This is a genomic window from Novosphingobium sp. PhB57, from assembly GCF_004342985.1.
Lineage (GTDB): Bacteria > Pseudomonadota > Alphaproteobacteria > Sphingomonadales > Sphingomonadaceae > Novosphingobium.
The window spans coordinates 185,325-210,950 of sequence record NZ_SMBO01000004.1 but is presented as its reverse complement, the minus strand read 5'-3'; the positions used below and the strand labels follow the sequence as shown (position 1 = coordinate 210,950).

19 protein-coding genes are annotated in these 25,626 nt (G+C 65.9%); 6 read left to right on the top strand and 13 right to left on the bottom strand.

Annotated elements, in window-relative coordinates; all coding sequences use genetic code 11:
• Nucleotides 1–110 precede the first annotated feature (110 nt).
• Complete coding sequence (locus EDF58_RS14185) at nt 111–566, top strand: DUF4126 domain-containing protein (RefSeq protein WP_132266730.1); 456 nt, start codon at nt 111–113, stop codon at nt 564–566.
• Entirely contained in the window at nt 563–1,948 is a 1,386-nt protein-coding gene (locus EDF58_RS14180) for an FAD-containing oxidoreductase (protein ID WP_132266727.1), read from the top strand. The genes EDF58_RS14185 and EDF58_RS14180 overlap by 4 nt, the downstream gene beginning before the upstream one ends.
• Before the next feature lie 116 nt (nt 1,949–2,064).
• On the opposite strand, the gene EDF58_RS14175 is transcribed toward EDF58_RS14180, so the two are convergent.
• From EDF58_RS14175 to EDF58_RS14160, 4 genes are all read right to left on the bottom strand, one after another.
• On the bottom strand, nt 2,065–4,221 hold the full coding sequence (locus EDF58_RS14175; RefSeq protein ID WP_132266725.1) for a TonB-dependent siderophore receptor: 2,157 nt from the start codon (nt 4,219–4,221) through the stop codon (nt 2,065–2,067).
• A 215-nt stretch (nt 4,222–4,436) separates the two neighbouring features.
• A complete protein-coding gene (locus EDF58_RS14170; RefSeq protein ID WP_132266722.1) occupies nt 4,437–5,153 on the bottom strand; it encodes an NAD-dependent deacylase in 717 nt (238 codons plus the stop codon).
• 51 nt (nt 5,154–5,204) lie between these two features.
• Nucleotides 5,205–6,173: a CDF family Co(II)/Ni(II) efflux transporter DmeF gene (gene dmeF, locus EDF58_RS14165; protein WP_132266719.1), complete on the bottom strand. Its 969-nt coding sequence runs from the start codon at nt 6,171–6,173 to the stop codon at nt 5,205–5,207.
• Nucleotides 6,174–6,190: 17 nt separating this feature from the next.
• A complete protein-coding gene (locus EDF58_RS14160; RefSeq protein ID WP_132266716.1) occupies nt 6,191–6,466 on the bottom strand; it encodes a metal/formaldehyde-sensitive transcriptional repressor in 276 nt (91 codons plus the stop codon).
• 210 nt (nt 6,467–6,676) lie between these two features.
• Between EDF58_RS14160 and EDF58_RS14155 the strand changes: the two genes are divergently transcribed.
• Nucleotides 6,677–8,797 (top strand): ATP-binding protein, encoded by a 2,121-nt coding sequence (locus EDF58_RS14155; protein ID WP_132266713.1) that lies wholly within the window; start codon nt 6,677–6,679, stop codon nt 8,795–8,797.
• 57 nt (nt 8,798–8,854) lie between these two features.
• Here the strand turns inward: EDF58_RS14155 and EDF58_RS14150 are convergent, their stop codons facing one another.
• A complete protein-coding gene (locus tag EDF58_RS14150; RefSeq protein ID WP_132266710.1) occupies nt 8,855–10,216 on the bottom strand; it encodes a PLP-dependent aminotransferase family protein in 1,362 nt (453 codons plus the stop codon).
• Nucleotides 10,217–10,271: 55 nt separating this feature from the next.
• Between EDF58_RS14150 and EDF58_RS14145 the strand changes: the two genes are divergently transcribed.
• Nucleotides 10,272–11,231, top strand: a complete 960-nt coding sequence (locus EDF58_RS14145; protein ID WP_243654264.1) for a DMT family transporter — start codon at nt 10,272–10,274, stop codon at nt 11,229–11,231.
• 128 nt (nt 11,232–11,359) lie between these two features.
• On the opposite strand, the gene EDF58_RS14140 is transcribed toward EDF58_RS14145, so the two are convergent.
• From EDF58_RS14140 to EDF58_RS14115, 6 genes are all read right to left on the bottom strand, one after another.
• Entirely contained in the window at nt 11,360–11,896 is a 537-nt protein-coding gene (locus EDF58_RS14140; RefSeq protein WP_132266707.1) for a hypothetical protein, read from the bottom strand.
• A 132-nt stretch (nt 11,897–12,028) separates the two neighbouring features.
• Nucleotides 12,029–13,027: a FecR domain-containing protein gene (locus EDF58_RS14135; RefSeq protein WP_132266705.1), complete on the bottom strand. Its 999-nt coding sequence runs from the start codon at nt 13,025–13,027 to the stop codon at nt 12,029–12,031.
• Entirely contained in the window at nt 13,020–13,553 is a 534-nt protein-coding gene (locus EDF58_RS14130; protein WP_243654263.1) for a sigma-70 family RNA polymerase sigma factor, read from the bottom strand. The genes EDF58_RS14135 and EDF58_RS14130 overlap by 8 nt, the downstream gene beginning before the upstream one ends.
• Nucleotides 13,554–13,656: 103 nt before the next feature.
• A complete protein-coding gene (locus EDF58_RS26705; RefSeq protein ID WP_165921421.1) occupies nt 13,657–14,154 on the bottom strand; it encodes a TonB-dependent receptor in 498 nt (165 codons plus the stop codon).
• A gap of 24 nt (nt 14,155–14,178) precedes the next feature.
• Nucleotides 14,179–16,602, bottom strand: coding sequence for a TonB-dependent receptor (locus EDF58_RS14120; protein WP_165921420.1), 2,424 nt, complete (start codon nt 16,600–16,602; stop codon nt 14,179–14,181).
• Nucleotides 16,603–16,792: 190 nt separating this feature from the next.
• A complete protein-coding gene (locus EDF58_RS14115; protein ID WP_132266697.1) occupies nt 16,793–19,525 on the bottom strand; it encodes a TonB-dependent receptor in 2,733 nt (910 codons plus the stop codon).
• Nucleotides 19,526–20,035: 510 nt separating this feature from the next.
• On the opposite strand from EDF58_RS14115, the gene EDF58_RS14110 reads away from it, so the two are divergent.
• A complete protein-coding gene (locus EDF58_RS14110; protein ID WP_243654262.1) occupies nt 20,036–22,411 on the top strand; it encodes a DUF3772 domain-containing protein in 2,376 nt (791 codons plus the stop codon).
• Between the two features lie 61 nt (nt 22,412–22,472).
• Here EDF58_RS14110 and EDF58_RS14105 read toward each other — a convergent pair whose 3' ends face one another.
• Complete coding sequence (locus EDF58_RS14105; protein ID WP_132266694.1) at nt 22,473–23,897, bottom strand: HAMP domain-containing sensor histidine kinase; 1,425 nt, start codon at nt 23,895–23,897, stop codon at nt 22,473–22,475.
• The gene (locus EDF58_RS14100) at nt 23,894–24,562 is read right to left on the bottom strand and encodes a response regulator transcription factor (RefSeq protein ID WP_207912989.1); all 669 of its coding nucleotides are present in this window, start codon (nt 24,560–24,562) and stop codon (nt 23,894–23,896) included. Before EDF58_RS14100 ends, EDF58_RS14105 begins: the two co-directional genes overlap by 4 nt.
• 352 nt (nt 24,563–24,914) lie before the next feature.
• On the opposite strand from EDF58_RS14100, the gene EDF58_RS14095 reads away from it, so the two are divergent.
• Nucleotides 24,915–25,616 carry a hypothetical protein gene (locus tag EDF58_RS14095; protein WP_207912987.1) on the top strand — a complete coding sequence of 234 codons (702 nt, stop codon included), beginning with the start codon at nt 24,915–24,917 and terminating at the stop codon, nt 25,614–25,616.
• Nucleotides 25,617–25,626: the final 10 nt, after the last annotated feature.

Genomic DNA, 25,626 nt, shown 5'->3' with positions numbered 1-25,626 from the left:
GAACCGGCAGCGGCCCAAGCGATGTGCCGTCTTCTCCTGCCATGCCGCCGGCCAGAGTGATCCGCAGACGCGTTAACGAAAAGCGAAACAACTCATAAGGAGTTCGACTTATGCTCGTGCTGGCCTTTCTGATCGGGATCGTTGCGGGCCTGCGGTCGATGACCGCTCCGGCCGCGGCGGCTTTCGCGGCGCGTTTCGGCGGCCTGCATGTGGCCGATACGCCGCTCGCGTTCATGGGCTATGCTTTCACGCCCTGGATCCTCGGCGTCCTGGCCCTCGGCGAACTCGTCACCGACAAGCTTCCCTCAACGCCCAGCCGCAAGGTACCGGTGCAGTTCGGGGGCCGTATCCTGACCGGCGGGCTCTCCGGGGCGACCATCGGCGCCGGCAGCGGCAGTCTGATCGCCGGGCTTCTGCTGGGCGCGCTCGGTGCCCTCGTCGGCACGCTTGGCGGCGCGGCGGCGCGAGGGGCGCTGGCCAGGGCCTTCGGAAGCGACCGCCCGGCGGCCCTTCTGGAAGATGTCGTGGCAATCGCGGCGGCCGTCATGATCGTGAGCCAGGTATGACCGAGCATTTCGACGCCATCATCGTCGGCGCCGGTCAGGCCGGTCCCGCGCTGGCGGGGCGCTTGACGGCTGCCGGAATGACCGTCGCGCTCATCGAACGCCGCCATGTCGGGGGAACCTGCGTCAACACCGGCTGCAGACCCACCAAGACGATGGTGGCCAGCGCCTATGCCGCCCACCTCGCCCGCCGCGGTGCCGATTTCGGCGTGAGCAGCGGTCCGGTCTCGGTCGATATGGCCAAAGTGGCGGAGCGGGCACGCCGGATCATCCTCGATGCCCGTCACGGCAACGAGGATTGGCTTCAGGGCATGCCGGGGCTTGAGCTGGTTCGCGGCCATGCGGCCTTCCTCGGCCCGGGGCTCATGGCGGTGGGTGAGCGCCGTCTGTCGGCGCCCCGGATTTTCCTCAATGTCGGCGGCCGTCCGGCTATCCCCGATCTGCCGGGCGTCAAGGATGTCGCCTTCCTGACCAATGCCGATCTGATCGCGATCGACAGTCTGCCCCAGCATCTCGTGGTCATCGGCGGCAGCTATATCGGCCTGGAATTCGCGCAGATGTTCCGCCGCTTCGGCAGCCGGGTCAGCGTGGTGGAAATGGGACCCCGCCTGATCGCCCGGGAGGACGAGGACGTTTCCGAGGAAATCCGCAGTATCCTTGAAGCCGAAGGCATCGAGGTGCGCACTTCGGCCACTTGCATCAGCCTGGCGCCGCACGAAACGGGCGTCTCCGTTGGGGTGGACTGCCAGACCGGCGCGCCGTCGATCCATGGCAGCCATGTCCTGCTGGCCACCGGGCGGCGACCCAACACCGACGACCTCGGCCTCGACAAGGCGGGGATCGCCACCGACGCCCGCGGTTACATCACGGTCGACGATCAGCTCGCCACTACATGCGAAGGCGTCTGGGCCCTCGGCGACTGTAACGGCAAGGGGGCTTTCACCCACACCGCGTGGAACGATTACGAGATCGTCACTGCCAATCTGCTCGACGGCGAGGCGCGCCGCGTCAGTGCGCGGATCCTCGGCTATGCGCTCTACATCGATCCGCCACTCGGCCGTGTCGGCATGACCGAGAGCCAGGCCCGCGCCAGCGGCCGATCGTTGCTCGTGGCCAAGCGTCCGATGTCCCGGGTCGGCCGCGCCGTGGAGAAGGCGGAAACGCTGGGCTTCATGAAGCTCGTCGCCGATGCCGAAACGCGTGAAATCCTCGGCGCCGCCATTCTTGGCACGTCGGGCGACGAGGCGATCAGCGGCGTGCTCGACCTGATGAACGCAGGCGCTTCGATCGATACGCTGCGCTGGGCCGTGCCCATTCATCCCACGGTAGCCGAACTGCTCCCCACCCTTGCCCTGGACGCGAAGCCGGACGGCGGCGCGTCATGATCGCCAGCGGGCGGGCATGGGGGAAGGCCCCGGGGCGGGCAGGGGCGCGGAAGGACGGCTCCTGACGGAACCGTCCTTCCCATTCGATCAGGCAGGAAACCCGGGGCGGCCCCGGATCACAGGCTTGCGCGCAGCGATGCCGTGAAGGCCCGCGGCGAACCGTAGCGCGCGCTGCCGATGAACAGGCCCGAATAGTAGGTCTTGTCGAACAGGTTATCGAGATGCACCGCCAGCGACAGCCGCTGCGAGAAGCGATAGCTTGCCAGAAGATCGACAATCGCGAAGCTGCCTTGCGTATAGATCTCGCCGTTGGGGCCTTCGCCGTCTGCCGTCGTCTTGCCCTGCCACGTCAGGTTGCCGCCCAGCGTCAAGCCGTCGAGGTCGCCGGGCAGGCGATATGTCGTGAACATCTTGAAGCTGTTCTTCGCGACTTGCGGCAGCTGGCGCACGCCGTCGCGATCCTTCGCGCGGGCGTTGGCGAAACCGCCCGCCACGCGCCAGCCGGGCAGCACCTCGCCAGTGACTTCCAGTTCGAAGCCCTTCGACTTCATGCCCGACACCGCGTGATAGGCCGTGCTGCCGTCCGGCGCGAAGATGCCGGCGCCGTCGGCCAGGGCATAATTGTCCTGCTTCATGCGGAAGACTGCCGCACTGGCGCTCAGCTTGCCGTCGAGGAAATCGGCCTTGAGACCGGCCTCGTAAGTATTGCCTTCAAGCGGCGCGATGATGTCTCCGTCCACCGTGCGCTTGGTCTGCGGTTCGAACACGCTGGCGTAGCTGACATAGGCGGAGATGGTCTTCGTGAAGTCCAGCACGATGCCCGCATAAGGCGTGAAGACGGCTTTCTCGTGCGTGCCCGGCGTCCAGATCCGGGCCGCGCCTTCGTCCTGCGAATAGCTGTCCTGCTTCCACCATGTCAGGCGTCCACCGGCGATGATGGAGAGCGGCGCAATCGGCTTCAGCCGCGCCACGCCTGCCGCGCTGGTGGTCCGAACGCGATTGCCGCCAAGGGCGCCAGTCGCCGTCAGGTCGGGCTTGGGGTAGCTTCCGGTCTCGAAGAACTCGTAGGCGTTGATGGAGGAGTTCATGTATTCCGGGCCGTCCCACCAGCCGGGGTAGAGCGTCTGGTCGTCGTCGAACTCGGCGTGGCTCAGGTTCAGGGCGATATGCTGTTCCTGGCCGAGCGCCTCGAAGCTGCCGCGCAAGTTGGCATAGACGGCGTCCAGCGTCAGGTCCGATGCCCAGCGCGTGGAATAGAGCGTGCCGCCAAGGCCGGTATCCTTGTCGATCGACGAGCCGAAGAAGTACCCGATCGTCTCGTCGTAAGAGCCGGACTTGTGCTCGGCGCTGACCTCCAGATGCCAGTCGCTGCTGAAATCATGGGCCAAGGACGCGAAGAGATTGACGCTCTTGCGGTGGAAGTCCGACCAGTCCGTGCCGCCATTGGTCGACCGCGCGAAATGCGTCTTGGTGCCATCGGTGAAGTAGAGCGGGACCCCGCCGCGCGAGGCGGCTTCGTTGCGGAAGTTCTGATATTCCACGCCGGCGGTAAGGAGGGTGTTGGGGGTGAGGTCCGCTTCCACCACGCCGTAGAGCGCCTGGCGCTTGACGTGTTCGCGGTCGATGAAAGTGTCGTTTTCCTGCAGGGCCCCGGCCACGCGGGCGCGCACTTTTCCGTCGGACGTCAGCGCTCCGCCAACGTCGCCCTCGACCCGGTACATGTCCCAGGAGCCGACCGTTGCGGCGGCGGTGGCGCGGGTGGTCGTGCCGGGGCGCTTGCGGACCATGTTGATCGCCGCGGAGGGCTGGCCGGTGCCGGTCATCATGCCTGCCGAACCGCGGATGACCTCTATCCGGTCGTAGGCGATCATGTCGGCGGTGTCTTCGGTGAAGCCATAGATATTGATAGGCCGGGCCACCCCGTCGACGAGGTAGTTCTGCACCGCGAAGCCGCGCGCGGTGTAGTTGGTGCCGTCCGTTCCCAAGGCGCTGGAGCGGTTGGACTGGATGCCGACGATCTGCTCCATCACTTCGGAGATGTCGTAAAGGCCCTGTTCTTCCATGCGGGCGCTGTCGAGAACCGTCACCGACTGCGGCGTCTCGCGAGAGGAGAGGCTGAGACCGGTCGTTTCCGTGGCCCCGGTGACGACGATGGCGTCAGGTTCGGGATCTTCCGCGGTGTCTTCCGCACGGGCGGCGGTGGCGGTCAGCAGACCTATCACCAGCATGGACGGAACGGAATAACGGGCGCGGATCGTGCTTCGAATGGACATCTTTTAGCCTCCCCTGGCTATGGCTCAGGCGGGAAGCTCCCTGCCTCCCCATCTGCGGGCGGCGGACTAATGCGAATGAGTTGCAGATGCAATATCAGCTAAGCATTTATTTTGTAAGGGACAGGAAACCGTTGCGAAACGAAGAGGGTCGGCTTGTCGGAGGCTTTGCCGGGGACTGACGGACGTGCCGCTTGACTGGGACCGGTGTGACGAGGTCAGCCTTCCGCGCCGGTCTCGATCGTCAGGTAATCGACCAGCGCCGGAACCTCGCGCGTTGCCGGACCTTCGAAAAAGCGGCGGAAGTCCGGGCTGTCCGAGCGCCGCAGATTGACCTCGATCGTGATCGCGCGGTTGCTTCGGGCGTGCTTCACCAGCCCGGCGGCCGGGTGCACCGTTGCCGAAGTCCCGATGGCGATGAACAGGTTTGCGCGAGCCGACAGCTCTTCGCTGCGCTGCCGGTGATAGGGGGCTTCTCCGAAGAGGACGACGTCCGGTCGCAGCGCCGGTTCGTCGCAGGCCGGGCAATCCTCGCGAACGGCGAGACTGCCGGACCAGGGGAAGCTGCGGTGGCAGCTTTCGCACCGCGCCGCGTCCAATTCGCCGTGCATGTGCAGGACCTGCCGGCTTCCCGCACGCTCGTGGAGATTGTCGATGTTCTGCGTGATGAGCGTGAATTCACCCCGGTTCTCGCGCTGCCAGTGGCGTTCGAGGCGGGCGAGGGCGAGGTGGGCGGCATTGGGTTCCACTTGCGCCAGCTGGCCCCTTCTGGCGTCGTAGAGATCATGCGCTTTGTATCGGTCCGCCGCGAAGCCCTCTGCCGAACAAAGTGCTTCAAGTGCGCGATCGTCCCAGCGCGGGGTGGAGCTTCGAAACGTGGCAATGCCGCTCTCGGCGGAAATCCCGGCTCCCGTGAGGATGACGATGTTGGTCAAGCTGTCCCGCGCTGGTTTCGAGGTTCAGGTCGCTGTCCGATCGGCCGCACGTCAGACGTGTGCGACTTCGACCGTCAGGTGTTGCAACTCGTGAACCGGCACCAGCCGGCGACGGATTTCGGCGGCGTCGATGCCCGGCCTGGCCGCCACGCTGACGATAGCCGAGTGGGCTTCGGGGCCGACCTTCCAGACGTGGAGGTCGGTGATCTGCGCGTCGCCCGGCGTCTCGATCAGTTCCCGTGCTTCCTCTGCGACGTGATCGTCGGTCCGGTCGAGCAGGATCGTCGCCGTGTCGCGCATCAGCGACCACGACCACCGTGCGATCACGACCGCGCCGACGATGCCCATGGCGGGATCCATCCACACCCACCCCAGGTAGCGGCCAGCGAGAAGCGCTGCGATGGCCAGCACCGATGTCAGGGCGTCGGCGAGCACATGGACGTAAGCCGAGCGCAAGTTGTTGTCGCCGCCGTGGCCATGGTGATGCCCGTGCCCGTGCCCGTGCCCGTGCCCGTGCTCATGGTGGTGGCCATGCCCATGATGGTGACCATGATCATGACCGCCGGAAAGAAGGAAGGCGGAGGCGATGTTGACCGCGAGGCCGAGGACCGCGATCCACGTCGCTTCGGCAAATGCCACCGTGATGGGCTCGAACAGGCGCAGGAGCGATTCCGCGCCGATCGCAAAGGCGACAATGCCCAGCACGAGCGCCGAGGCGAAGCCAGCCAGGTCGCCCACTTTGCCGGTGCCGAAGCTGAAGGCGCTGCTGCGCGCGTGGCGCTTCGCGTAAGCATAGGCGGCGGCCGCCACGCCGAGCGCCCCGGCATGCGTGGCCATGTGGAAGCCGTCTGCCAGGAGCGCCATCGATCCGGTTGCGTAGCCGGCGATGATCTCGCCCACCATCATCGCCGCCGTGAGTGCCACCACCCAGCGCGTCCGCCGCGCATTCTCGTCATGCGCAGCGCCCAGGAAGACGTGCTCATGGGTGAGGTGCGTGAAATTGCCCAAGGGGGCGGCCATGGGGGGTGCTTGTCCGCTCACTTCGTATACCTCCGGATCACGGTCGCCAGATCCTCCGCGCCCTTGTGACGCTCCTCTTCGGAAAGGCCGGGCGCCGCGACATGCGCTTCGAGATGGTCGACGATGACTTCGTCCAACAGGCCGTTCACGGCCCCGCGCACCGCAGCGACGACGTGGAGGACTTCGGTGCAGTCGGCGTCCCCGGCGATCGCCCGTTCCACCGCCGCAATCTGCCCGGCGATTCGCTTGACCCGTGCCAGCAGTGCGTCGCGGTTTTCGCTGATGTGAGCCATTTCTTCCCCAGGTTTCGACTTTGGCCACCGGAATCGTCGATCCGGTCATGGCGAGCCTAATAGCGTAGGGGGGTATGGTATACAAGCCCTCGGACCCGCTCCTGCGCTCGGCACGTCCGGTGGCCTTATCGGGCAAGAGGCCGAACCGGCTGCATTTCCCCGTCGCACCGGGCCGGACACTATGTTAGCTGTGCGGACTGAAAGGCGTTCATGACCTACAGCCACGCTCCCTCGCCGCAGTCCACGAATTCGCAGTCTTTTCTGATCGAGGCCAGCGAGCGCCTGGCGACGGCCCGGTCCATGGCCGCGGTTGTCGACATCCTGCGCGATACGGCGCGGAGTGCCGTGGGGGCCGAAGGGATCGCCGTCGTGCTGAAGGACGGTGATCTATGCCACTATGTGGCGGAGGACGCCGCTGCGCCTTTGTGGAGCGGCAACAGGTTCGATGCGAAGCTCTGTATCTCCGGCTGGGCGATGCAGCACGTCGAAACGGTGTCGATTGCCGATGTCCGCAACGATCCGCGCATTCCGCAGGCAGCCTATGCGCCGACGTTCGTTCGCAGCCTTGCGATAGCACCGATCGGCCGGCCCGAAGCCATCGCGGCGCTCGGCGCCTATTGGTCGAAACCGGAGCCGCCGGACGCGGCCAGCGTGGCGCGCCTGGAAAGCCTTGCCGCGCTGGCCGGGATTGCGGTCGAGAACGCGCGGCTGCTCGATCGCAACCGGGAAGACGCCCGCCTCAAGGCCATCATGCTGGCGGCGGGGCGAATGGGAACCTGGTCGTTCGACGTCGTTTCGGGCACGCTCGATGCTTCCGAAACCTGCCGCAAGAATTTCGGCCGCGATCCCGCCCTGCCATTCACGTACGAGGACCTCCATGCCTCGATCCACCCTGACGACAGTGCTTGGGTCAATGCCGCCATCGGCACGAGCCTGCAGACGGGCTGCGATTACGATGTCGAATACCGGGTCCTGACGCAGTCCGGCGAGACCCGCTGGATCGGCGTCCGGGGGCAGCCCGCGTTCCGGCCGGACGGCTCCCCCATCGGCCTGTCCGGCGTGTCGATCGACATCACTGAGCGCAAGCGCATGGAAGAGGCGCTGAAGACTTCGGCCGCCACGCTGGAGCACCTTGTCGAGGAGCGCACGCGGGAACTCATCCGGACGCAGGAAGCCCTTCGCCAGTCGCAGAAACTGGAAGCGATGGGGCAACTGACCGGCGGCGTCGCGCATGACTTCAACAATCTGCTGACGCCGATCATCGGCAGCCTCGACATGCTGCATCGCCGGAAAGTCGGCGGCGAGCGCGAGCAGCGCCTGATCAATGGCGCCTTGCAGTCGGCGGACAAGGCCCGAACTCTCGTCCAACGCCTGCTGGCCTTCGCCCGGCGCCAGCCGTTGAAGCCCGAGCCGGTGGACATGACCGCGCTGATCATCGGGATGTCCGAGCTGATCGGCACGACGATGGGCCCGCAGATCCAGCTAAGGCTCGATCTGGCTGCGGATCTGCCGATGGCGAACGCCGATCCCCATCAGGTCGAGATGGCCTTGCTGAACCTGTCGGTCAACGCGCGCGATGCGATGCCGCAGGGGGGCGGGCTGGTCATCACTGCGCAGCTTTGCGATTCCGCGCAATCCGTGGCCGCGGGCATGGACGGGGCTGCCTATGTGGTGATCCGCGTCTCGGATTCGGGTCATGGCATGGACGAAGAGACCCAGCAGCGCGCGATCGAACCGTTCTTCTCCACCAAGGGCGTAGGACAGGGAACCGGGCTGGGCCTGTCCATGGCGCATGGATTGGCGCGGCAACTGGGAGGCGCCCTCACGATCGACAGCGCGCTCGGCACCGGCACGACGATCGCGCTCTGGTTTCCGGCGACCTCGGCGCCGCAAGCGCCTCTCGATGCGGTGCCCGTGCGGCAGGTTCGCGCTGCGGGCGTCGCGCTTCTCGTCGACGATGAGGACCTGGTTCGGGCGAGCACGGCCGATATGCTCGTCGATCTCGGTTTCGAGGTCGTCGAGGCCGGTTCCGGGGCCGAAGCCCTGGCGCTCGTGCAAACGGACGCGCGGATATGCGTCATGGTGACCGATCACCTGATGCCGGCGATGACCGGCGTCGAACTGGCAAGAGCATGCCTGGCACTCAGGCCCCTGATGCCGGTGCTGATTACCTCCGGCTACTCCGATGCGGTGGGCCTTGCATCGGATCTGCCGCGGCTGGAAAAGCCTTTCCGGCAGGCCGAACTCTCCGAAGCGCTGGAAAAGATCATGCCGGCCATCGAAGCCGAACCGATCGCCTTCACCCTGATCGAGCCTCCCCCGGCCGAGTGATGGTTCGGCTCCTCGGGCGGCTCGGCAGGGCGCTCCGGTCCGCGCACCATGCTGCACCTACCCGCTTTCATCGATGGCGGCGCGAAGGGTGTCCTCGACACGCTGACTGTCGGATTGCGCGACATTGAAGCGGAGATAGGGCGCGGCCGACTGGGACACGCTGAAGACGTTCCCCGGCGCCAGCACCACGCCCTTGCTCAGGCATCGGTTTGCAATATCCGCCGAATCCAGCCCGTCTGGAAGCCGGCACCAGAGATAGAAGCCGCCTCGCGGCATGGTCCAGGGCGTGATCCCAAGCCTGTCCAGCCGCGTCGCCGTCCGGTCCATGGACACGGCCAGCCGCTGGCGAAGCTCGCTCATGTGCTTGCGATAGCTGCCGCCGGCCAGCACACTGGCAATCAGTTCCGTCGCCACGGGGCTGGGGCCGCCAAAACTCGTCGCGACCTGAAGGTCGATCAACCCCTCGATCCAGTCCGCCCGGGCGGCGATGTAGCCGCAGCGGACCGACCCTGACAGCGTCTTGGAGAAGCTGCCAATTCGAATGACGCGGTCGAAACCGTCCAGCACGGCCAGCCTCGCCGAGGCAGAAGGCTCGAAATCGGTGAAGATGTCATCCTCGACCACGATCAGATCGTGCGCGGCCGCCGCGTTCAGAAGCCGGTGTGCCGTCTGCGGCGACATGGTCGCGCCGGTCGGGTTATGGAGGGTTGAATTGGTGATGTAGAGGCGGGGCTTGTACGCCTTCAGCGCGGCCTCGAACGCGGCCGTATCGGGGCCCGTCTGGGTGTAGGGAACCCCCACCAGCTCGACCCGATGCGCGCGCAGCAGAGCCTGGAAATTGAAGTAGCCGGGATCGTCCACCAGCACGGTGTCGCCCGGCCGCAGCAGAAAGCGGCAGATCAGGTCGATGGCCTGCGTTCCCGAGCCGGTAAGCAGCAGTTGATCGGCGCCGGCTTCGATCCCCTCATCGGCGAAGCGTCCGAGAAGCAGGCGTCGAAGCGCCAGCGATCCTCGCGTGCCGCCATAGTCCGTCAGAATGGAGGCCTGCCCGCGGGCGAGGCTGCGCAGCCCCTTGCGCAAGGCCTCGTTCGGCATCCAGTCGGCGGGGAGCCATCCGCAACCGGGCTTTGCCATGGTGTCATCGGCGTCCAGCGATTGCCGCGATACCCAGAAAGGATCGACGGCGCGATCGCGGCGCGGCCCCAGTTCGCCGATGGCGAGCGGCGGCATGTTCGATCCGGTGACGTAGAAGCCGGACCCCCGCTTTGCCCGGATCACGCCTTCGGCGGCGAGACGGTCGTATGCCTCCACGACCGTCGAAGGCGAAACGCCCATGGTGCCGGCAAAGCTGCGGACCGAGGGCAGGCGGTCGCCCGGGCCGAGCACCCGGCTCGCTATCCGCGTTCGAATGGCGTCCATCAGCCCTCGGGTCCGTGATCCTGCAAGCTGTCGTTCGATCGCATCGGCCATTTGTATGGGCACCTTCAGGCATACAATTATGCCATTTTGTAAGGTTCTGTTCCTGTTTGAGCCAGCGAATTCGTTCTACCCGGATCGCGAAAGCGAGGGAACTATGGAACGCAGTACCGCCGGTTGGGGCAGTGGCCTTCTGGGCGTTATCATCTTCAGCGGTTCGCTGCCGGCCACGCGCGTGGCCGTATCGGATATGAGCCCCCTGTTCGTGACATCGGCGCGCGCGGTCATCGCCGCGCTGCTGGGCGCGTTCTTCTTGGTCGTCCTTCGTCAAAGCAGGCCCGCGCGGGAGGACGTGCCATCTCTCGCCATCGTCGCGATCGGGGTGGTCGCCGGCTTTCCGCTGCTGACGGGCCTGGCTCTCCAGCACATAACCGCCGCGCATTCCGTCGTCTTCGTCGGCATGTTGCCGCTTTCGACGGCGATCTTCGGCGTCCTTCGCGGCGGCGAACGGCCCAAACCCGCCTTCTGGCTATTCTCCACGATGGGCGGGGCGGCGATAGCCGGTTTCGCGCTTCGCAGCGGTGGAGGCGGGTCCGGAACCGGTGACTTGCTGATGGTGGCCGCGATCGTGCTGTGCGGCCTGGGGTATGCGGAAGGGGCAAGGCTGGCGCGGCGGCTGGGCGGCTGGCAGGTCATCAGTTGGGCGCTGCTGATTGCCCTGCCGATCATGGCGCTCGTCGCTGTCGCGGCAAGGCCGGCCAGTTGGTCCGGGATCGGCTTCAGCGCCTGGCTCGGCTTCGGCTATGTCGCTGTCTTCTCCATGATGCTGGGCTTCGTATTCTGGTATCGCGGGCTGGCGCTGGGCGGAATTGCAGGCGTCGGCCAACTTCAACTGCTCCAACCGTTCCTGGGCCTGGTCCTTGCAGGCGCGGTGCTGGGAGAGACGGTGGGCTGGCCCATGATTGCCTCCGCCGCGTTCGTCATTCTCTGCGTAGCCGGCGCAAAGCGGTTCGCCTGATTTCGATCGGGCTCTGGCCGGAGGGCCGTGACCTTGGCGATGCGAGCAGCGTCCCGGCTTGAACCGAACCCGGATTGCTACACAAACAGCGCTGCTTCAGCCGGTCATTCCCCTCCGAAGGGCGCCTCTCACCTGGCCGGGGGGCACTCCACCCGCGTCAAGGTGTAATCCGCGAAAGGCTGCTCGGCCTTCCTGGCTTCAAGCGCGACGATGCGCCAGTGGATGTGATCCGCCTGAACCTCCCAATGGTTCACGAATTGCGCATCCGCATAGGCATAAGTGATGTCGAAGCCGCCGACCTTGCTGGTGCCGGTTCCGGTCGACGTCATGGCGCCCCCGAAGCTGTCGGCCCAATAGCCCGTGATGTCGTCCCTGCTGCCGGGCAGCACCATCGTGCCGCCAAAAACGAGATGTGCAGCGTAGCGGTCGGCGGTATCATCCCTGGCCGTGCTTTCCGTGTCGACGGAGAACATGGCGCCAAGGAGGATCGAGCGTCCCTCCAGCGTGGTCTTGACGGGTTTTCCCATGACTTCGCCGGTGCCAGCCCAGCAACCGGAAAGCGCCGCGACAGAGGGCGGCGCAGCGGGATTTCCAGGTTCGCCCGCCTGGGCAGTGCCTGTGGCGAGCGCCAGAGACGCGCCGATTGCGATCCAAAGTTGATGCACGATTTCCCCCCGAAATGCCGATCCGCTGCCTGACCGAGCGCGGCCCATCCTGCAACCGGAAAGACGAATCGTGAGCCGATTCAAGGCGCCTGGAAAAGTCGCCACCGGCCGGTCGGCATGACTTCAGGATATCTACACAAGGTAGAGCGCATCCTTCCGCTGCATCAGTTTCAGGCCGAACAGGGCGCCGATCAGTTCGAGCGACTGGCGCGGGTTGTCCAGGCGGAAGCGGCCGCTGAAAGTGAGGCTGGCGAATTTCGGATCGGCGATCCGTACGGGCGCGGGGCTGTAGCGTGCCAGGCGCTGGACGGCGAAGCCCAGCGGCATGGCGTCGGCGTCCAGCCAGTCGCTTTGCCAGTCGGGATGCGTGGCGGGATCGAACGAGCCGGTCGAGAAGGAGGCGCCGTGCACAAGGGCCCAGCGGTCGGCGGGCACCACGCGGGCGGCCTGGCCCGCCACGTCAAGGCGCACGCGGCCGGAAAAGACGCGCAGTTCGCTGGCTTCGGCCAGATGATCGACGCTGAAGCTGGTGCCCAGCGCGACCATGCCGGCATGCGGCGTGCGGACTTCGAAGGGCCGCAAGGGATCGTGGCGAACGTCGAAGCGCGCGGCGCCTTGTTCCAGGCAGACATGGCGGCGCCCTTCCGAGAAATCGACCGCCACCCGCGATGCCGCGTCCAGCAGCAGGCCGGACCCGTCGGGCAGCTGGAAGCGCCGCCGCTCGCCTGTGCGGGTGGCAAAGCGCAGGCTGGGGGACGTTTCCGCAGCCTGCTCTCTCGCGAACCAGAGACCTGCGAAGGGCAGGGCGAGGGCACCGGCAAGTCCGGCCGCAAGGGCCTGACGTCGGCCGACCAGCGGTCCGCGCCGATCGGAGCGGCCGTGTCGGCGCGTTCCCGCGCCCGAACGCAGTTGCTGCAGCGGCGGCAAGTCCTGGATGGGGCTATCTTGGCCATCAAGCGCATCGATCAATGCGGGATCGCCCAGCAGCCGGCGCATCCGGGCAAAGGCGGCGGCATTCTTCGGCGTTTCTCCCAGCCAGCGCGCCAGTTCACGGCGCTCGTCGGCGGTCAATTCATCGAAGCGGTCGGCCCAGTCGGCGGCGAGTTCGAGCGTGGTCAGCTTGTCATCCATTGTTTTTGTGCCCCTCTCCGGCCGTGTCCAGATCGCCCTCCAAGGCTTGCGTCAGGTCTGCCATGGCGCGCACGAGGTGCTTCTTCACGGTCTCCAGGTTCAGCCCGAGTTCCGAGGCGATCTCCTGCCGGGATTTTCCATCGACATGGCGCAGGCGGAAGACCCTGCGCCGCATCGGGGTCAGCCGGGCAAGCGCGGCTTCGAAGCGGGCGAAACGCTCCCGGTAGTCCAGCACCTCGTCTGCCAGCGGCATGTCGCAAACGAGTTCCAGCAGGTCGAGTTCGCTGCCCGGCCGGTTTGCCTGGCCGCTCTTGCGCACATCGGCGAGGATTACCGAATCCGCCACGCGAAAGGCATAGGCCAGCGGATGTTCGATGGCCTGCCGCTGTTCCTGTTCCATCACCCGGGCAAGGGTTTCCTGCACAACGTCCTCCACACCGTCGGGATCGCGCATGCGCTTGCGCACATAGCTTTTCAACCGGCCTACCCCGGCCAGCAGCGGGCTGGTGGCATTGCTCATGAACATGCGCGGCATCCCGGTCGAAAGAAGCGCGGCAGAGAAAAATCGCCGCGCTCGAAGTGTAGAGGCATGAGAGTGCCCGGCGGGGACAGGAGCGATTTTTCCGTCATCAGAACGTGCAGCGCATGCCAAGCGAGAAGACCCGGCCGGAGCGGGTCCGCGCCAGCAGGCGTTTGGCCTCCCGGTCGGTATATTGCGTGATCGGCGCGTCAGTGAGGTTGCGGGCCTCGAACATGGCCTGCAGGTTCCCCGTGAGCTTGGCGTGAGCCGCGAAATCCAGCGTCATCGCGCCCTCGATCCATTCGCCGATGTTGCCGTTGTTGCCGATGTCGATGCGATAGGTGCCGCGCCATGCCGCTGCCACGCGGGCGTCCCAGGTCCGGCCGGTGTAGTAGAGCGTGGCATTGCCCGACCAGCGCGAGAGGTCGATCAACGGCAGCTCCATCGCGGTTCCGTCGTAGATCACCTCGCTGTGGCCGGCGGCATATGTCAGGTTGGCCTGGATACCCAGCCGGTCGAAGGGCGCGGGCAGGAAGCGCAAGTCGCGCTGGACCGCCGCTTCGGCGCCGACGATGGAGGCCCCCTTGCCGTTCAGGGGCCGCACCACGTTGTAGAGTGCCGATCCGTCCAGTCAGTCATAGAGGAAGGACAGCGGCAGCCCGGTCTCGGCATAAGCCATGACCGTGGTTTCGGAAGTGATGAAGGACGCCATGCGCTTGTAGAACAGGCCGAGCGAGGCATAGCCATCGTGCCCCATGTAGCGTTCCAGCGAGAGATCCAGCGCGGTCGCCGCGAAAGGCTTGAGCGCGGGGTTGCCGGTCTCGACCGTGCCGCCGAACGGGGTCGAGTTGACCGATGCAGCGGCGCGCACGTCGGCGACGTCGGGTTGGTTCAGGTTGCGGCTGGCGGAAAGGCGCAGGCGCACGTCGGGCGCCAGGTCAAGCCTCGCCTGAAGCGAGGGCAGCCACGCCGAATGGCGGCTGCGCTGCCCTACGGCGATCAGCGTCGTATCGTCGCTCGCTTCGCCCGAGGACAGGGTGTCCATCCGCAAGTACTGAAGGCCGAGTTCTGCCTCCACCGGGACCGTGCCCAGCGCGAAGTCGAACTGACCGAGGGCGAAGACGGCGTAGCCATTCTCGCGCACGCGGTAGGCCGTGCCGGGAAGGTTGGAGGTGGCGGTGAGGTCGCGGGCCTGGCCGAGCGCCGCGAAAGTGGCGTCAAGATCGGCGACGACGTAGCGCGCGAGAGAGCGCGCGTGGATCAGGGCGGTGGCGGCCTGTTCGGCCTCGCCGCGATAATCGGCGGTAACGCGGCGTTCGTAGCCGCTATTGCCGAAAAACCGGTAACTGCCGCCCATACGCAGTTCGACATGCGCGCCGAGCCGCCGAACCAGTTCGACCCGGGCCGTTGCATTCTGGTTGAGGATGGCATCCTCGCGCACATCGGCGCGCATCAGATTCCAGTTCGCCGCCTCGGCAATGTCGAAGCCATAAGCATTTCGCGGATGCGCGCCGGTGGCGACATAGGCGAAATCCTGGCCCGGGGCTTCCAGGAACACCTTGTCGAACACCGGTTCCTCGAAGTCCGATCGGGCATAGCCGGCGCGAACCTCGATGCGGGTCGAAGCGCCGAGCGGGCGCTGCAGGGAAAACACGGCCTGGTTGAAATCGGTGTGATCCTCGGTGACCTTGCGCTCGGTCCGCATGTCGATGCCGCTGAAATCCGCTGCGACCATCGTGTTGCCGACGATCTTCACCGAATCGAGCACTTGCGTTCCGTCCACGGTGCCGCTTGTGAGGCCATTGGTGCCGGCCGCCGCCAGCGAATATTCGCCGCGGTGGTTGGACAGGCGCGCGTGGATCAGGTCGAGCGTGACATGCAGGCCATCGTCGCTCTCATGCTCCAGCGATCCGACCAGGTTCAGGCGGTCGAAGCGGTTGGTCCATGTCGAGTAGGTCTGGCCCCGCGACATGTAGACGGGATCGCCGTCGCCGGTCAGTCGCGCCCGGTCTGCGGCGCCGACGCCGGGGCCGATGTTGGCCGTCCCGAACGTCACGGGCACCCAGTCCCAGTTGCGATAGCCGTATTCGGTCACGGCGTTGCGGCTGTAGGAGGCGGCGAACAGCGCGCCCCAATGGTCGCCCCGGCGAGAGATTTCGGCCGTGATCTGCGGGGTGACGGCGCTGTCGTTCCCCGATGTGCGGCCCTGGACCGAAAGCAGGGTTACATCGCCCGGCCGGTCGAACGGTCGCAACGTGTGGAGCGCGACGGTACCGCCGATGCCTCCGGCGTCGAGATCGGCGGACCAGGTCTTGCGCACTTCCACCCCGGAAAACAGCCCGGCATCGAAAACCGAATAGTCGAAGCGCCGCTGGCGGCTGGCGGAGCCGCGATTGTCCATGCCGGAAGCGGTCGTTGCCAGCGCTTCGATCCCGTTCAGCGTGGTGCGGGTGAAGAGCGGGCCCAGCCCGCGCAGCGAGATCTGCCGCCCTTCGCCGTTGTCCCGGCTGATGGCGATGCCCGGCAGGCGCTGCAGGGCATCGGCGGCGTTGTGATCGGGAAAGGCGGCAATGTCCTCCGCGCGCGTCACTTCCAGGGTGGAGCGGGCGGCGCGTTTCACGGCGACCGCCTGGCGCAGGCTTTCGCGGTAGCCGGTGACGACGATCGGTTCTGCGGGAGGTTCCTGCACGACCAGCTGGCCTGGGCCGGGCAGGGGCACGGTGACCGGCAAGGGTGCGGGAGCGGGGGTCACCAGATAGCCGCCCGGCACTTGCCTGACCGTGACGGGCAGCCTGTCGGTCACTTGCCGGATCGCCTCGTCCACCCCGAAGCGCCCCCGCACCGGGTGCGTGGTGCGCAGGTCGGCGGGTACCGAAGTGACGATCTGCACGCCGGAGCGGCGCGAAATCTCCGCCAGGGCGTCGGCAAGGCGGAGCACCGGAACGTGGAGCGAAACTTGTGCTTCGCGCGCCTCGGCGGCCACCGGGACGATGGCAAGCACGAGGCATGAGGCAGCAAGACGGCGCGACCGGGCACCGGGGAGGAGCGAAGACACGGGGAGCGCCCTTTCGAGGGCGCGCCTAGCGCGGCCAGATGACAGTCATGTGAAATGGATGTGACTGAAAACCGGGAAGCGAGGCCCGATGAAAGCCGGCCTGGACGCCGCGGCGTCCGGGCCGGAAACGACAGGCAGTTCCGGGTGAGCGACCTGCCTGTCGGGTGGGCTGTTACAAGGGCATAGGCGATCAGAATTCGAAGCGCACGCCGCCCATGATCGTGGTGCCCGAACGGGTGTTGACGTAGAGGCGCTTGGTGCTGTCCGAGTATTGTCTCTCGTGCTGGTTGGTGAGGTTGATCGCGTCGAGCGTGAGCTGGACGCCCTCCATTACCTTGTAGTGAGCCGAGGCATCGACATAGATCGTCGCGGCATAGCCGGAGAGATCCTGGTCCAGGCCCAGCGTGCTGGTGATCGGCGCCGCGCTGTAGACGTAGCTGCTGCGATAGTTGGCCGATCCGCGAATGTCGAACTTGGCATCCTGGTAGTAGAGCGTGATATTGCCGTTGTACTTGCTCAGACCTTCCAGCGTGGTGTTGGCGCCGCCGGTGTACATCGTCGAATAGTCGTACTTCGAATTGACGTAGGTGAAGTTCACCGCCGTACCGAAGTGGTCGAAGGGCGCGGGCAGGAACGTGAAGTCGGTCTGCGCGGCCAGTTCCAGGCCCCAGAGGTCGGTCTTGCCCAGGTTCACCGGGCGCGAGAACGAGGTGACGACGGTGCTGCCCGTCACGCCCGAGACGAGGTCGGTCGAAAGTCCGGTCTCGCTGTAGGGCACGTCGTTGACGGTCTGGGTGGTGATGAAACCGTCCAGCGTCTTGTAGAACAGCGCCGCGCTGACCGATCCGACTTTGCCGAAGTAATATTCAAGCGAAAGGTCGAGGTCGGTGGACTTGTAGGGCTTCAGCGCCGGGTTGCCGACCGAGACGGACAGTTCGCCGTTGTCACCCACGGATACGGTGCCATTGACCGCCAGCGAGCCGAGCGAAGGCCGGTTGATGTTGCGTGCGGCGGAGGCACGGACCACGAGGTTCTTCGTCGCGTCGAAGATCAGGTTCATGGCGGGCAGGAAGCCCTGGTAGCTCGAAGAGACGGCGATCGGGGTATCGGTTCCGCCCACCGTGCCGATGCCCGCGGAAAGGATGTCGGTGTGGTAGTAACGGCCGCCGACATTGCCGCGGAACGGCAGGTTTCCGAGCATGTGGTTCCAGTCATACTGGACATAGCCGGCAGCAGTACGCTCTTCCACCGCAAAGACGCTGTTCCTGGTGGTCAGATAGTCGCTACGGTCGATGCCAAGCACGTCGAGCGCCTTGTCGTAATCGACGATCACCCAGTCCTGGCCCTTGTAACCGGTATAGACCTTCGAATAATCGCTGATATCGGCGCTGACGGTGCCGTTCTTGAATGCGGTCAGCAGCGCGTCGTTGTAGGTGCGCTTGTAGCCCGAGTTCTTGAAGCGCCGCCATTCCCCGCCAATCGAGATCTTGTCGTCCGGGGTGATCTCATAGGCCAGCGCGCCCTTGACGTTGTCGAAGGCGGTGTCCTGGAAGCTCTGGTTCATGTCGATTTCGTGCGCGTGGTAATTAGCCGCGTCGCCCGTGTCCCAGCCATAAGTGTTGACCAGCGAGTAGTTGCCGCCGCGATAGTCGGAGATCACGTCGCCATAGGCTTCGGTATAGAAGTGGTCGTCCACCGGCATGTCGTAGCTGGAGCGCTCGATGCCGCCCAGGAACGTGGCTTTCAGGCCGGGCACGATCTCGGCATCGCCGCTGAGGACAAGCTGCTTGAAGGTGTTGGTGGTCTTCTGGATGCGCGTTTCCGTGGCCGTCTGGGCGCCGGACACATCGAGGTAGGTCACCTCGTTCTGCTCGTTCCATTCGATGTCGTTGATGGTGGAGTTGGGGTAGGTCACGCCGGCGAAAGTCTGACTACCGCCGAGCCAGGTCGAACCGCCGCCGCCGCGCGAGGCGAGGTGGGTTTCGAAACGGTCGGCCTTGTACTTGCCGTAGAGGCCGTCCAGCGTCAGGTGGACGGTGTCGGCCGGGTTCCACTGCGCCGACGCGGTCACGCCAAGGCGGTCCTGCGTGCTGTCCCAGACCGACTGGCGGTTGCCGCGCGCGAAGCGCAGTTCGCCGGAATTGATCTTGTCCTGCTCCTCCTGGGTCAGGGCCGAAATGTCCGAGCCGTTGGCCTTGTTCAGGCGCCAGCGATACGTGTCGACGCCGGTTTCGCGGGTCTGGCGGTGGCTATAGGCGGCCGAGACGAGGATGCCGAAATCGCCCCAGTTCTTGGAGACGAGGCCGGTGAGGCGCGGCTGGAAGTCCTTGGTCAGCGTATTGGTGCCGCCCGAGGCGGAGAAGGCGACCTTGGTGCCCGAATAGTCGAACGGACGCGCGGTGTAGAGACCGACGGTACCGGCAAGGCCGCCTTCGGTCTGTTCGGCCGAGAACGACTTGCGCACGTCCACGCGGTTGAACAGTTCGGCGGCGAAGATGTTGAAGTCGAACGCGCGGTCGCGGGTTCCCTGGCCGCGGCTGTCCTGCGGGGAGTCGACGTTGCCCAGCACTTCCATGCCGTTCAGCTGGACGCGGGTGAAGTCCGGTCCCAGGCCGCGCAGGCTGACGCGGCGGCCTTCGCCGGCTTCGCGGTTGATGGCGACGCCCGGCAGGCGCTGGAGCGCTTCGGCGAGGTTGAGATCCGGGAAAGCGGCGATGTCGTCGGCGACGATCGAGTCCTGGATGATCGTGGCATTGCGCTTCACGTCGCGGGCACCCTGGAGGCTGGCGCGGAAGCCGGTGACGACGATGCTGCCATCGTCCTGCGTCGGAGCGGTCGCCCCCGTTTCAGCCTCCGCCAGCGCGGGCTGCGCCGCGAAGGCGAGAGCTGTCGATACCAGCCAGAGACTGCGCCTGTTCCACATTGTCGTTTCCCTCATCTTCCATTGGTCGAAACCGCGGCCCGGATCGGGTCCGCAATCGAGGGTGAAGAGAGGGATGGGGTGGAGACGGGGACAAAAGAATTTTGTGAAAGTTCAGAGACTATTTATGACATTTCTATGAAATAAATAAGGTTTGAGGTTGGTCGGATGTGACAGTTGAAAAACCAACTAGATGTTTCGGGGTGCGTAGATGAGTTAGTGGTCATTGCTGGAGAATATTTTGTGAAAAACCGCGTCTCGGCGGAAACGAGCTTGCCAAGAGATGGCTGAGAACTCTCCACTTCGCCTGAGCAGCTGACGCCAATAAATGCCGAACGAACTGGCTCTGGGGTGATCGAGGAGCGTCCCGTGCCATCGGCAGATTCTGTCCGCCGAGCATCACACTCCATTGCCCGCTTCCGCGATTGTGTCCGATAGGGCGCCCAGCCTACATAGCGCCGGCGTTGCCGGCCCATGCGGTGCCGGGACTGCAGGAAAACGGAGATCGCTCGAATGCTCGCGAAAAGGCTCGCGCTGATGTTCGTCATGTTTGCGCTGTTGATGCCCGCCGCGGCCACGCCCGTTCTTGCGCAATCGGAGCCTTTGGCTGCGCTTTCGCAGGACCTTGCGGCGGCAGAGAGCGACATCCGGTCGGTCGACAGGTCGATGGATGCGCGCATGAGCGACAGCGATCAGAAGCTGGCCTGGGCCAAGGTTCTGGCCGCCAAGTCTTCGGCCACCGATACGAGCGCCAAGCTCCAGGAACAGATCACGCTGCTCGATGCCAAGCTCGAGGGGCTGGGGCCGCAGCCGAGCAGCGGAGAGGCCCCTGACATCCAGCGGCAGCGAGCGAGCCTGGCAAAACAGCGCTCTGCCATCGACTCCGCGATCAAGCGCGGGAACCTGCTCGCCGTCGAGGCGCAGCAGCTTGCCGATGAGATTTCGGAGAGCCAGGCCCAGGAACTGGGCGAAAAGCTGTCTACACGCTCGCCTTCTCCGCTGGCGCCCGGTTTCTGGAGTGCGCTCGCTCACGCCTGGCCGCGCGACAGCAGGCGCGCCGCGATGTTCGTCCAGCAGGGACGGTCCCAGATTGCCTACAGTTTCGATCACGGCACGCCCTGGCTCGCGCTGCTGGGCCTGATCGTGGGATTCGTCATCCTGGTTCCGCTGCGTTCGTTCGTGCGAAGCACCGGGCGAAAGATGCTCACCGAAGGTTTCCCGGCACGCTCGGTCCGCCGTTCGGCCAATGCCTTGTGGCGGGTGCTGGTCGGCACCCTGGCGCCGCTGCTGGCGGGGCTCGCCTTCGTTCAGGGGCTGCGCTGGGCATCCATGGTTCCGCCGAGCTGGAATGCGCTGCTGGGCACCTTCGTTGCCGCTGCGGCGTTCTCTGGCTTCACCATGTCCGTCCTGGGCGCGCTGCTCATGCGCAGTCAGCCCTCATGGAGAATAGCGCGGCTGAGCGACCAGGCCGCTTCTCGCCTGCGGCCCTATACCATCGTGCTCGGGTGTCTTGCCTTTTGCGCGATCATGTCGAACGCGCTCAATCTGACGCTGGGTACGAGCGCGACGGCCACGGCCTGTACCCAGGCCATTCTCGCGCTCTGCCATATCCTCCTGATCGGGGCGAGCCTCGTCACGCTCGGCCGGCTTCGCTCCGCGCAGGCCAGTGAGGGGAGCGGGCAGGTCGCTGCCGGGCTGGGCCTTGTCAATCTGCTGGCCTGGGTGGCAGTTGGGGGCGCTTTCCTGGCCCTGCTCACCGGCTATTTCGGGTTCAGTCTGTTCGTGCTGCAGATGATCGCCTGGGCGGTCGTGCTGGGCGCCGGCGTCTACCTGCTGATGGCGGCGATCGACGATGTCGCCTCGACGGTGTTCGACCGTTCGAGTCCCTTCGGGGATGCGCTGGTTCGCAGCCTGGGCCTGCGCGGCAGTGCGATCGACCAGTTCGGCGTCCTGCTGTCAGGAATCCTGCGCGTCACGGTGGTGATCCTGGCGCTCGGGATGCTGCTCTCGCCGTTCGGTGCGGGCAATGTCGACAGCCTGTTCGGGCGCCTTGGCCTTCTTGCGCAAGGTTTCGAAGTCGGCGGCGTCAGCGTTTCGCCTGGTGCGCTGGTGCGCGGAGGGCTGGTCCTGTTCGTCGGGCTGGCGCTTGTCAGGGCCTTCATGCGCTGGCTCGATCACCGATACCTGCCCGCCACGGATCTGGACGGAAGCGGGCGCAATTCGGTCAGCCTCGTCGCGCGCTATGTCGGCGTGGCTCTCGCGGTAATCTGGGGGCTGGCTTCGCTCGGGATCGGTGTCGAGCGTATTGCGATATTGCTTTCGGCGCTCTCGGTCGGGATCGGTTTCGGCCTTCAGGCGATCACGCAGAATTTCGTGTCGGGCCTCATCCTGCTTGCCGAGCGGCCCATAAAGATCGGCGATCTCGTCCGCGTCGGCACCGACGAGGGCGACGTCAAGCGGATCAGCGTCCGGTCGACCGAAATCGAACTGGCCGATCATTCCACCCTGATCGTCCCGAATTCCGAGCTGATCACGAAAACGGTCCTCAACAAGACACTGGCCAGCCCACTGGGCCGTTTGCAGATCCAGTTCTCCGTACCGATCGACGTCGACGCAGACGCAGTTCGCAAGATCGTGCTGGAAACTTACGCGGCGGAGGAAAGCGTGCTCAGCGAGCCCGCGCCTTCCGTGTTCATCGATTCCATTGCCGATGGGCGGATATTCTTCAACAGTTTCGCCCACGTAGCCACGCCCCGCGCGGCCTACGGAGCGCGCAGCAATTCGTTCGCCACTCTCCTCCGCCGGTTCCGCCAGGACGGAATCGCGATCGGCACGGTCCCGCAGCGGCTCGAACTGGTAGGGGCCTTGCCCGGCGACAGAGATAGCTGACCGGCGACGGGAGAGGCAAGGCGGACCTTTCGGGCGCCGCGCGGAACTCCAATGGTGCGGGTTATGCCCTTAGGCCATGTTCGATTGCGGCAGGCAGGCTGAGGACCACGAGCAGTCCGCCGCCGTCCTGGCGATCTTCGAGCCGGACCGTCCCGCCTGCCAGCTTCATCGCTTTCACCGCGATGGACAGGCCGAGGCCGCTGCCCGCTTCGTTCGCGGTGCCGCGCTCGAAGCGGCGCAGCAGGCGGTCCCGATCGGCCGGGGCCACGCCGCGGCCCCGGTCGCCCACGGTAATGGCAAGGCGATCGGAACTGCGGACGATGGCGATGTCCACTTGTCCGCCGTCCCGCGCATGGACCGTCGCGTTGCCGATCACGGCCGAGAGTGCGATCTGCAGCGAGGAGGGGTCGCAGCGCCAGCGCACGATGTGATCGGGCGTGACGGAGAACTCCATCGTTTCCGGGGGCAGATGGATCAGCGTTTCGGCCACGACGTCCGCCACCAGTGCATGGACGTCCACCGAGCGGGTGGACACCGCCGTCGCGTTCAGACGGGCGAGGGTGAGCATTCCGTCGATCAGGTCGCCGGCCCGGTCCACTACCGCGAGCAGGCGGTTCGTTTCCTCCTGCTGCGGGGCGGGCACGCTTTTGCGCAGGAGCTGCGCCTGCGCGCGGATCGCCGCCAGCGGCGTACGCAGTTCATGCGCGACATCGTCGGTGAAGGCCTGTTCCAGCTCGTAGGCCTGGTCCAGGCGAACGAACAGCTTGTTCAGCGCGACGATCAGCGGGCCGAGGTCGCGCGACCAGTCGCCGCGCGCCAGCGGTGTCAGGTCCGCCAGTGAGCGGGCGTTCAGCGTGCTTGCCAGCCGCTCGACTTCGGACAGGCTCTTGCGCAGGGTCCACCAGAGCACGAGCATGCTGGCCGCGATCAGCAGCAGGAGCGGCAGGGCCAGCTTGCGCAGTACCGGAACCATCGAGAATTCGCGCATGGTGTCGCGTTCCGCCACCACCACCAGCAGGCGGGGATCGCGGCCAGGCAATCCGTAACTGCGCCAATGGTCGCCCACGGCGATGAAATCGTGCAGCCCGGGTTGGCGCGGCACGAGGCTGACCGGCGCGCCCCAGCCGGACTGGGCGACCGGCTGGCCCTCCCAGAAGACCGCGAACATGCACCAGTCGTAGGAGGCGTGAAAGGCCTTGCGCTCCTCGTCCGACAGCAGAGGATCATCGTCGAGTTTCTGCGGCTCTCGTGCCTGATCCTGCGCCTGATCCTGATTTTGGCCGCGGGCGGCGAGCACGCCTGCGGTCAGCTCGTCCTGCATCATCATGTAGAGCAGGCGCGAGGCGTTCACCAGCTGCGCATCGGAAGCGCGGCCGATCTCCCGGTTGGTGACGGAATAGAGGATCGCGCCCATGCCCAGACCCGTCAGCGCCAGCAGGATCAGCACGCGGCGATAGAGCCGGCTGGAAAGCGACGAGCGCTTCATGCGTGCGGCCCGCCCACCATGTAGCCGAGCCCGCGCGCGGTGCGGATGAAGTCGCGCCCGAACTTGCGGCGCAGCGCGGATATGGCGACTTCGACGGTGTTCGATTCCACCCAGTGCTCCTGGTCGTAGAGTTCGCCTTCGAGGTCGGCCTTGGAGACGAAGCGCCGGGCGCGCCGCATCAGCAGGGCGAGCACGCGAAATTCCTTGGCGGTCAGCGCCACCACCTCGCCCTCCAGCGAGGCGACGTGGCCGGAGAAATCCAGCGTCACTTCGCCCACGCTCACGCTGTCGGCCGAGCGGCCGTCTTTACGCCGAAGCTGCGAGCGGATGCGCGCGGCCAGCTCCTCTAGGTCCACGGGCTTGACCACATAGTCGTCGGCGCCGGCGTCCAGCCCGGCCACGCGCTGGCGAGTACGGTCGAAGGCGGTCACGACGATGACCGGCGTTGCATTGCCCTCTGCGCGGAGCTGGCGCAGCACCTCCAGCCCGCCCATGCGCGGCATGCCCAGATCCAGCAGGATCACATCGTAAGCGTTCACGCTGGCCGCCTCGAGGACGTCGTCGCCCCGCGCGAAGAGATCGACCACATAGCCGTCCAGCTCCAGCGCGCGCTTCATCGCCGGGCCGAGGTCGGCATCGTCTTCGGCAACCAGCAGACGGGGCAAGGGCCAGGCTCCCAGAGCAAGTGAGCGGCACGGATCCGCCGCGGCAAGCCTTTCGCCTATGCCAGCTTTCGGGGGCCGTCAAACGGGCGAAATATCTTTTTCGCGCCATCAGCCTCGCATCAGCTTCGGGGTCTAGGGCCTGTGGATCGACCTGAATTCAGGCGGCGCTTTTGCAGGAACCCCCCTCCGCCACACCCGGCAAAGACCGGCAGGCGGAGCCATCACGGCCCATTCGAATATGACCATCCACCAGTCTCCGCGCGATCTCGCATCCGGGATCGTAACCCGTCCCTCCCATGGCCCGGCTTTTCCGGTCTCGCGGCGGAAGGCGCGAAACCCCCTCGCACCCTGTGTGGCGCTGATAGGCCTGGACGGGTCGGGAAAGTCCACCCTGGCCAGCGATCTCGTTTCGCTGCTCGACCGCCGCTCGCCCACCCGCTCGATCTACCTCGGGCTCGGCACCGGCGATCTCGGCCGCCGGATCGGCGGCATCCCCGTGATTGGCCGACTGGCGGAGCGCTTCCTGACGGGCAAGGCGAAGAGAGCGCATGACGGCAAGGCGCATGACGGCAAGGCGGGGCCGGAGCGGGAGAAGCGCCTGCCCGGCCTGGCGACGGCGCTGGCGATGTTCGGCTTTTCGCTGGCGCGCAGGCGGCGCTTCCGCAAGGTGCTCGATTTCCGCCGGCACGGTGTGCAGGTCATAACCGACCGCTATCCGCAGGCCGAAGTGCCCGGCAGCTTCGATGGCCCCGGCCTGTCCTGGATGCGCAAGGGTTCGGCGCTGGTCCAGCGCCTGGCCTCGCGCGAGCGCGCGCTTTACGCCGACATGGCCGCCTATCGCCCGACACTGGTGATCCGGCTCAACGTCGATGTCGACACGGCACTGGCGCGCAAATCCGATCACCAGCGCGACATGCTGGAGAAGAAGCTCGCAGTGGTGCCCACCTTGCGCTTCGGCGGGGCGCAGATCGTCGACGTCGATGCCACCCGCCCTTACCGCGAAGTGCTCGAAAGCGTGCTGGCGGTGCTGCGCCGCCATGGCCTCGAGGCCTGAAGCTTCGCGT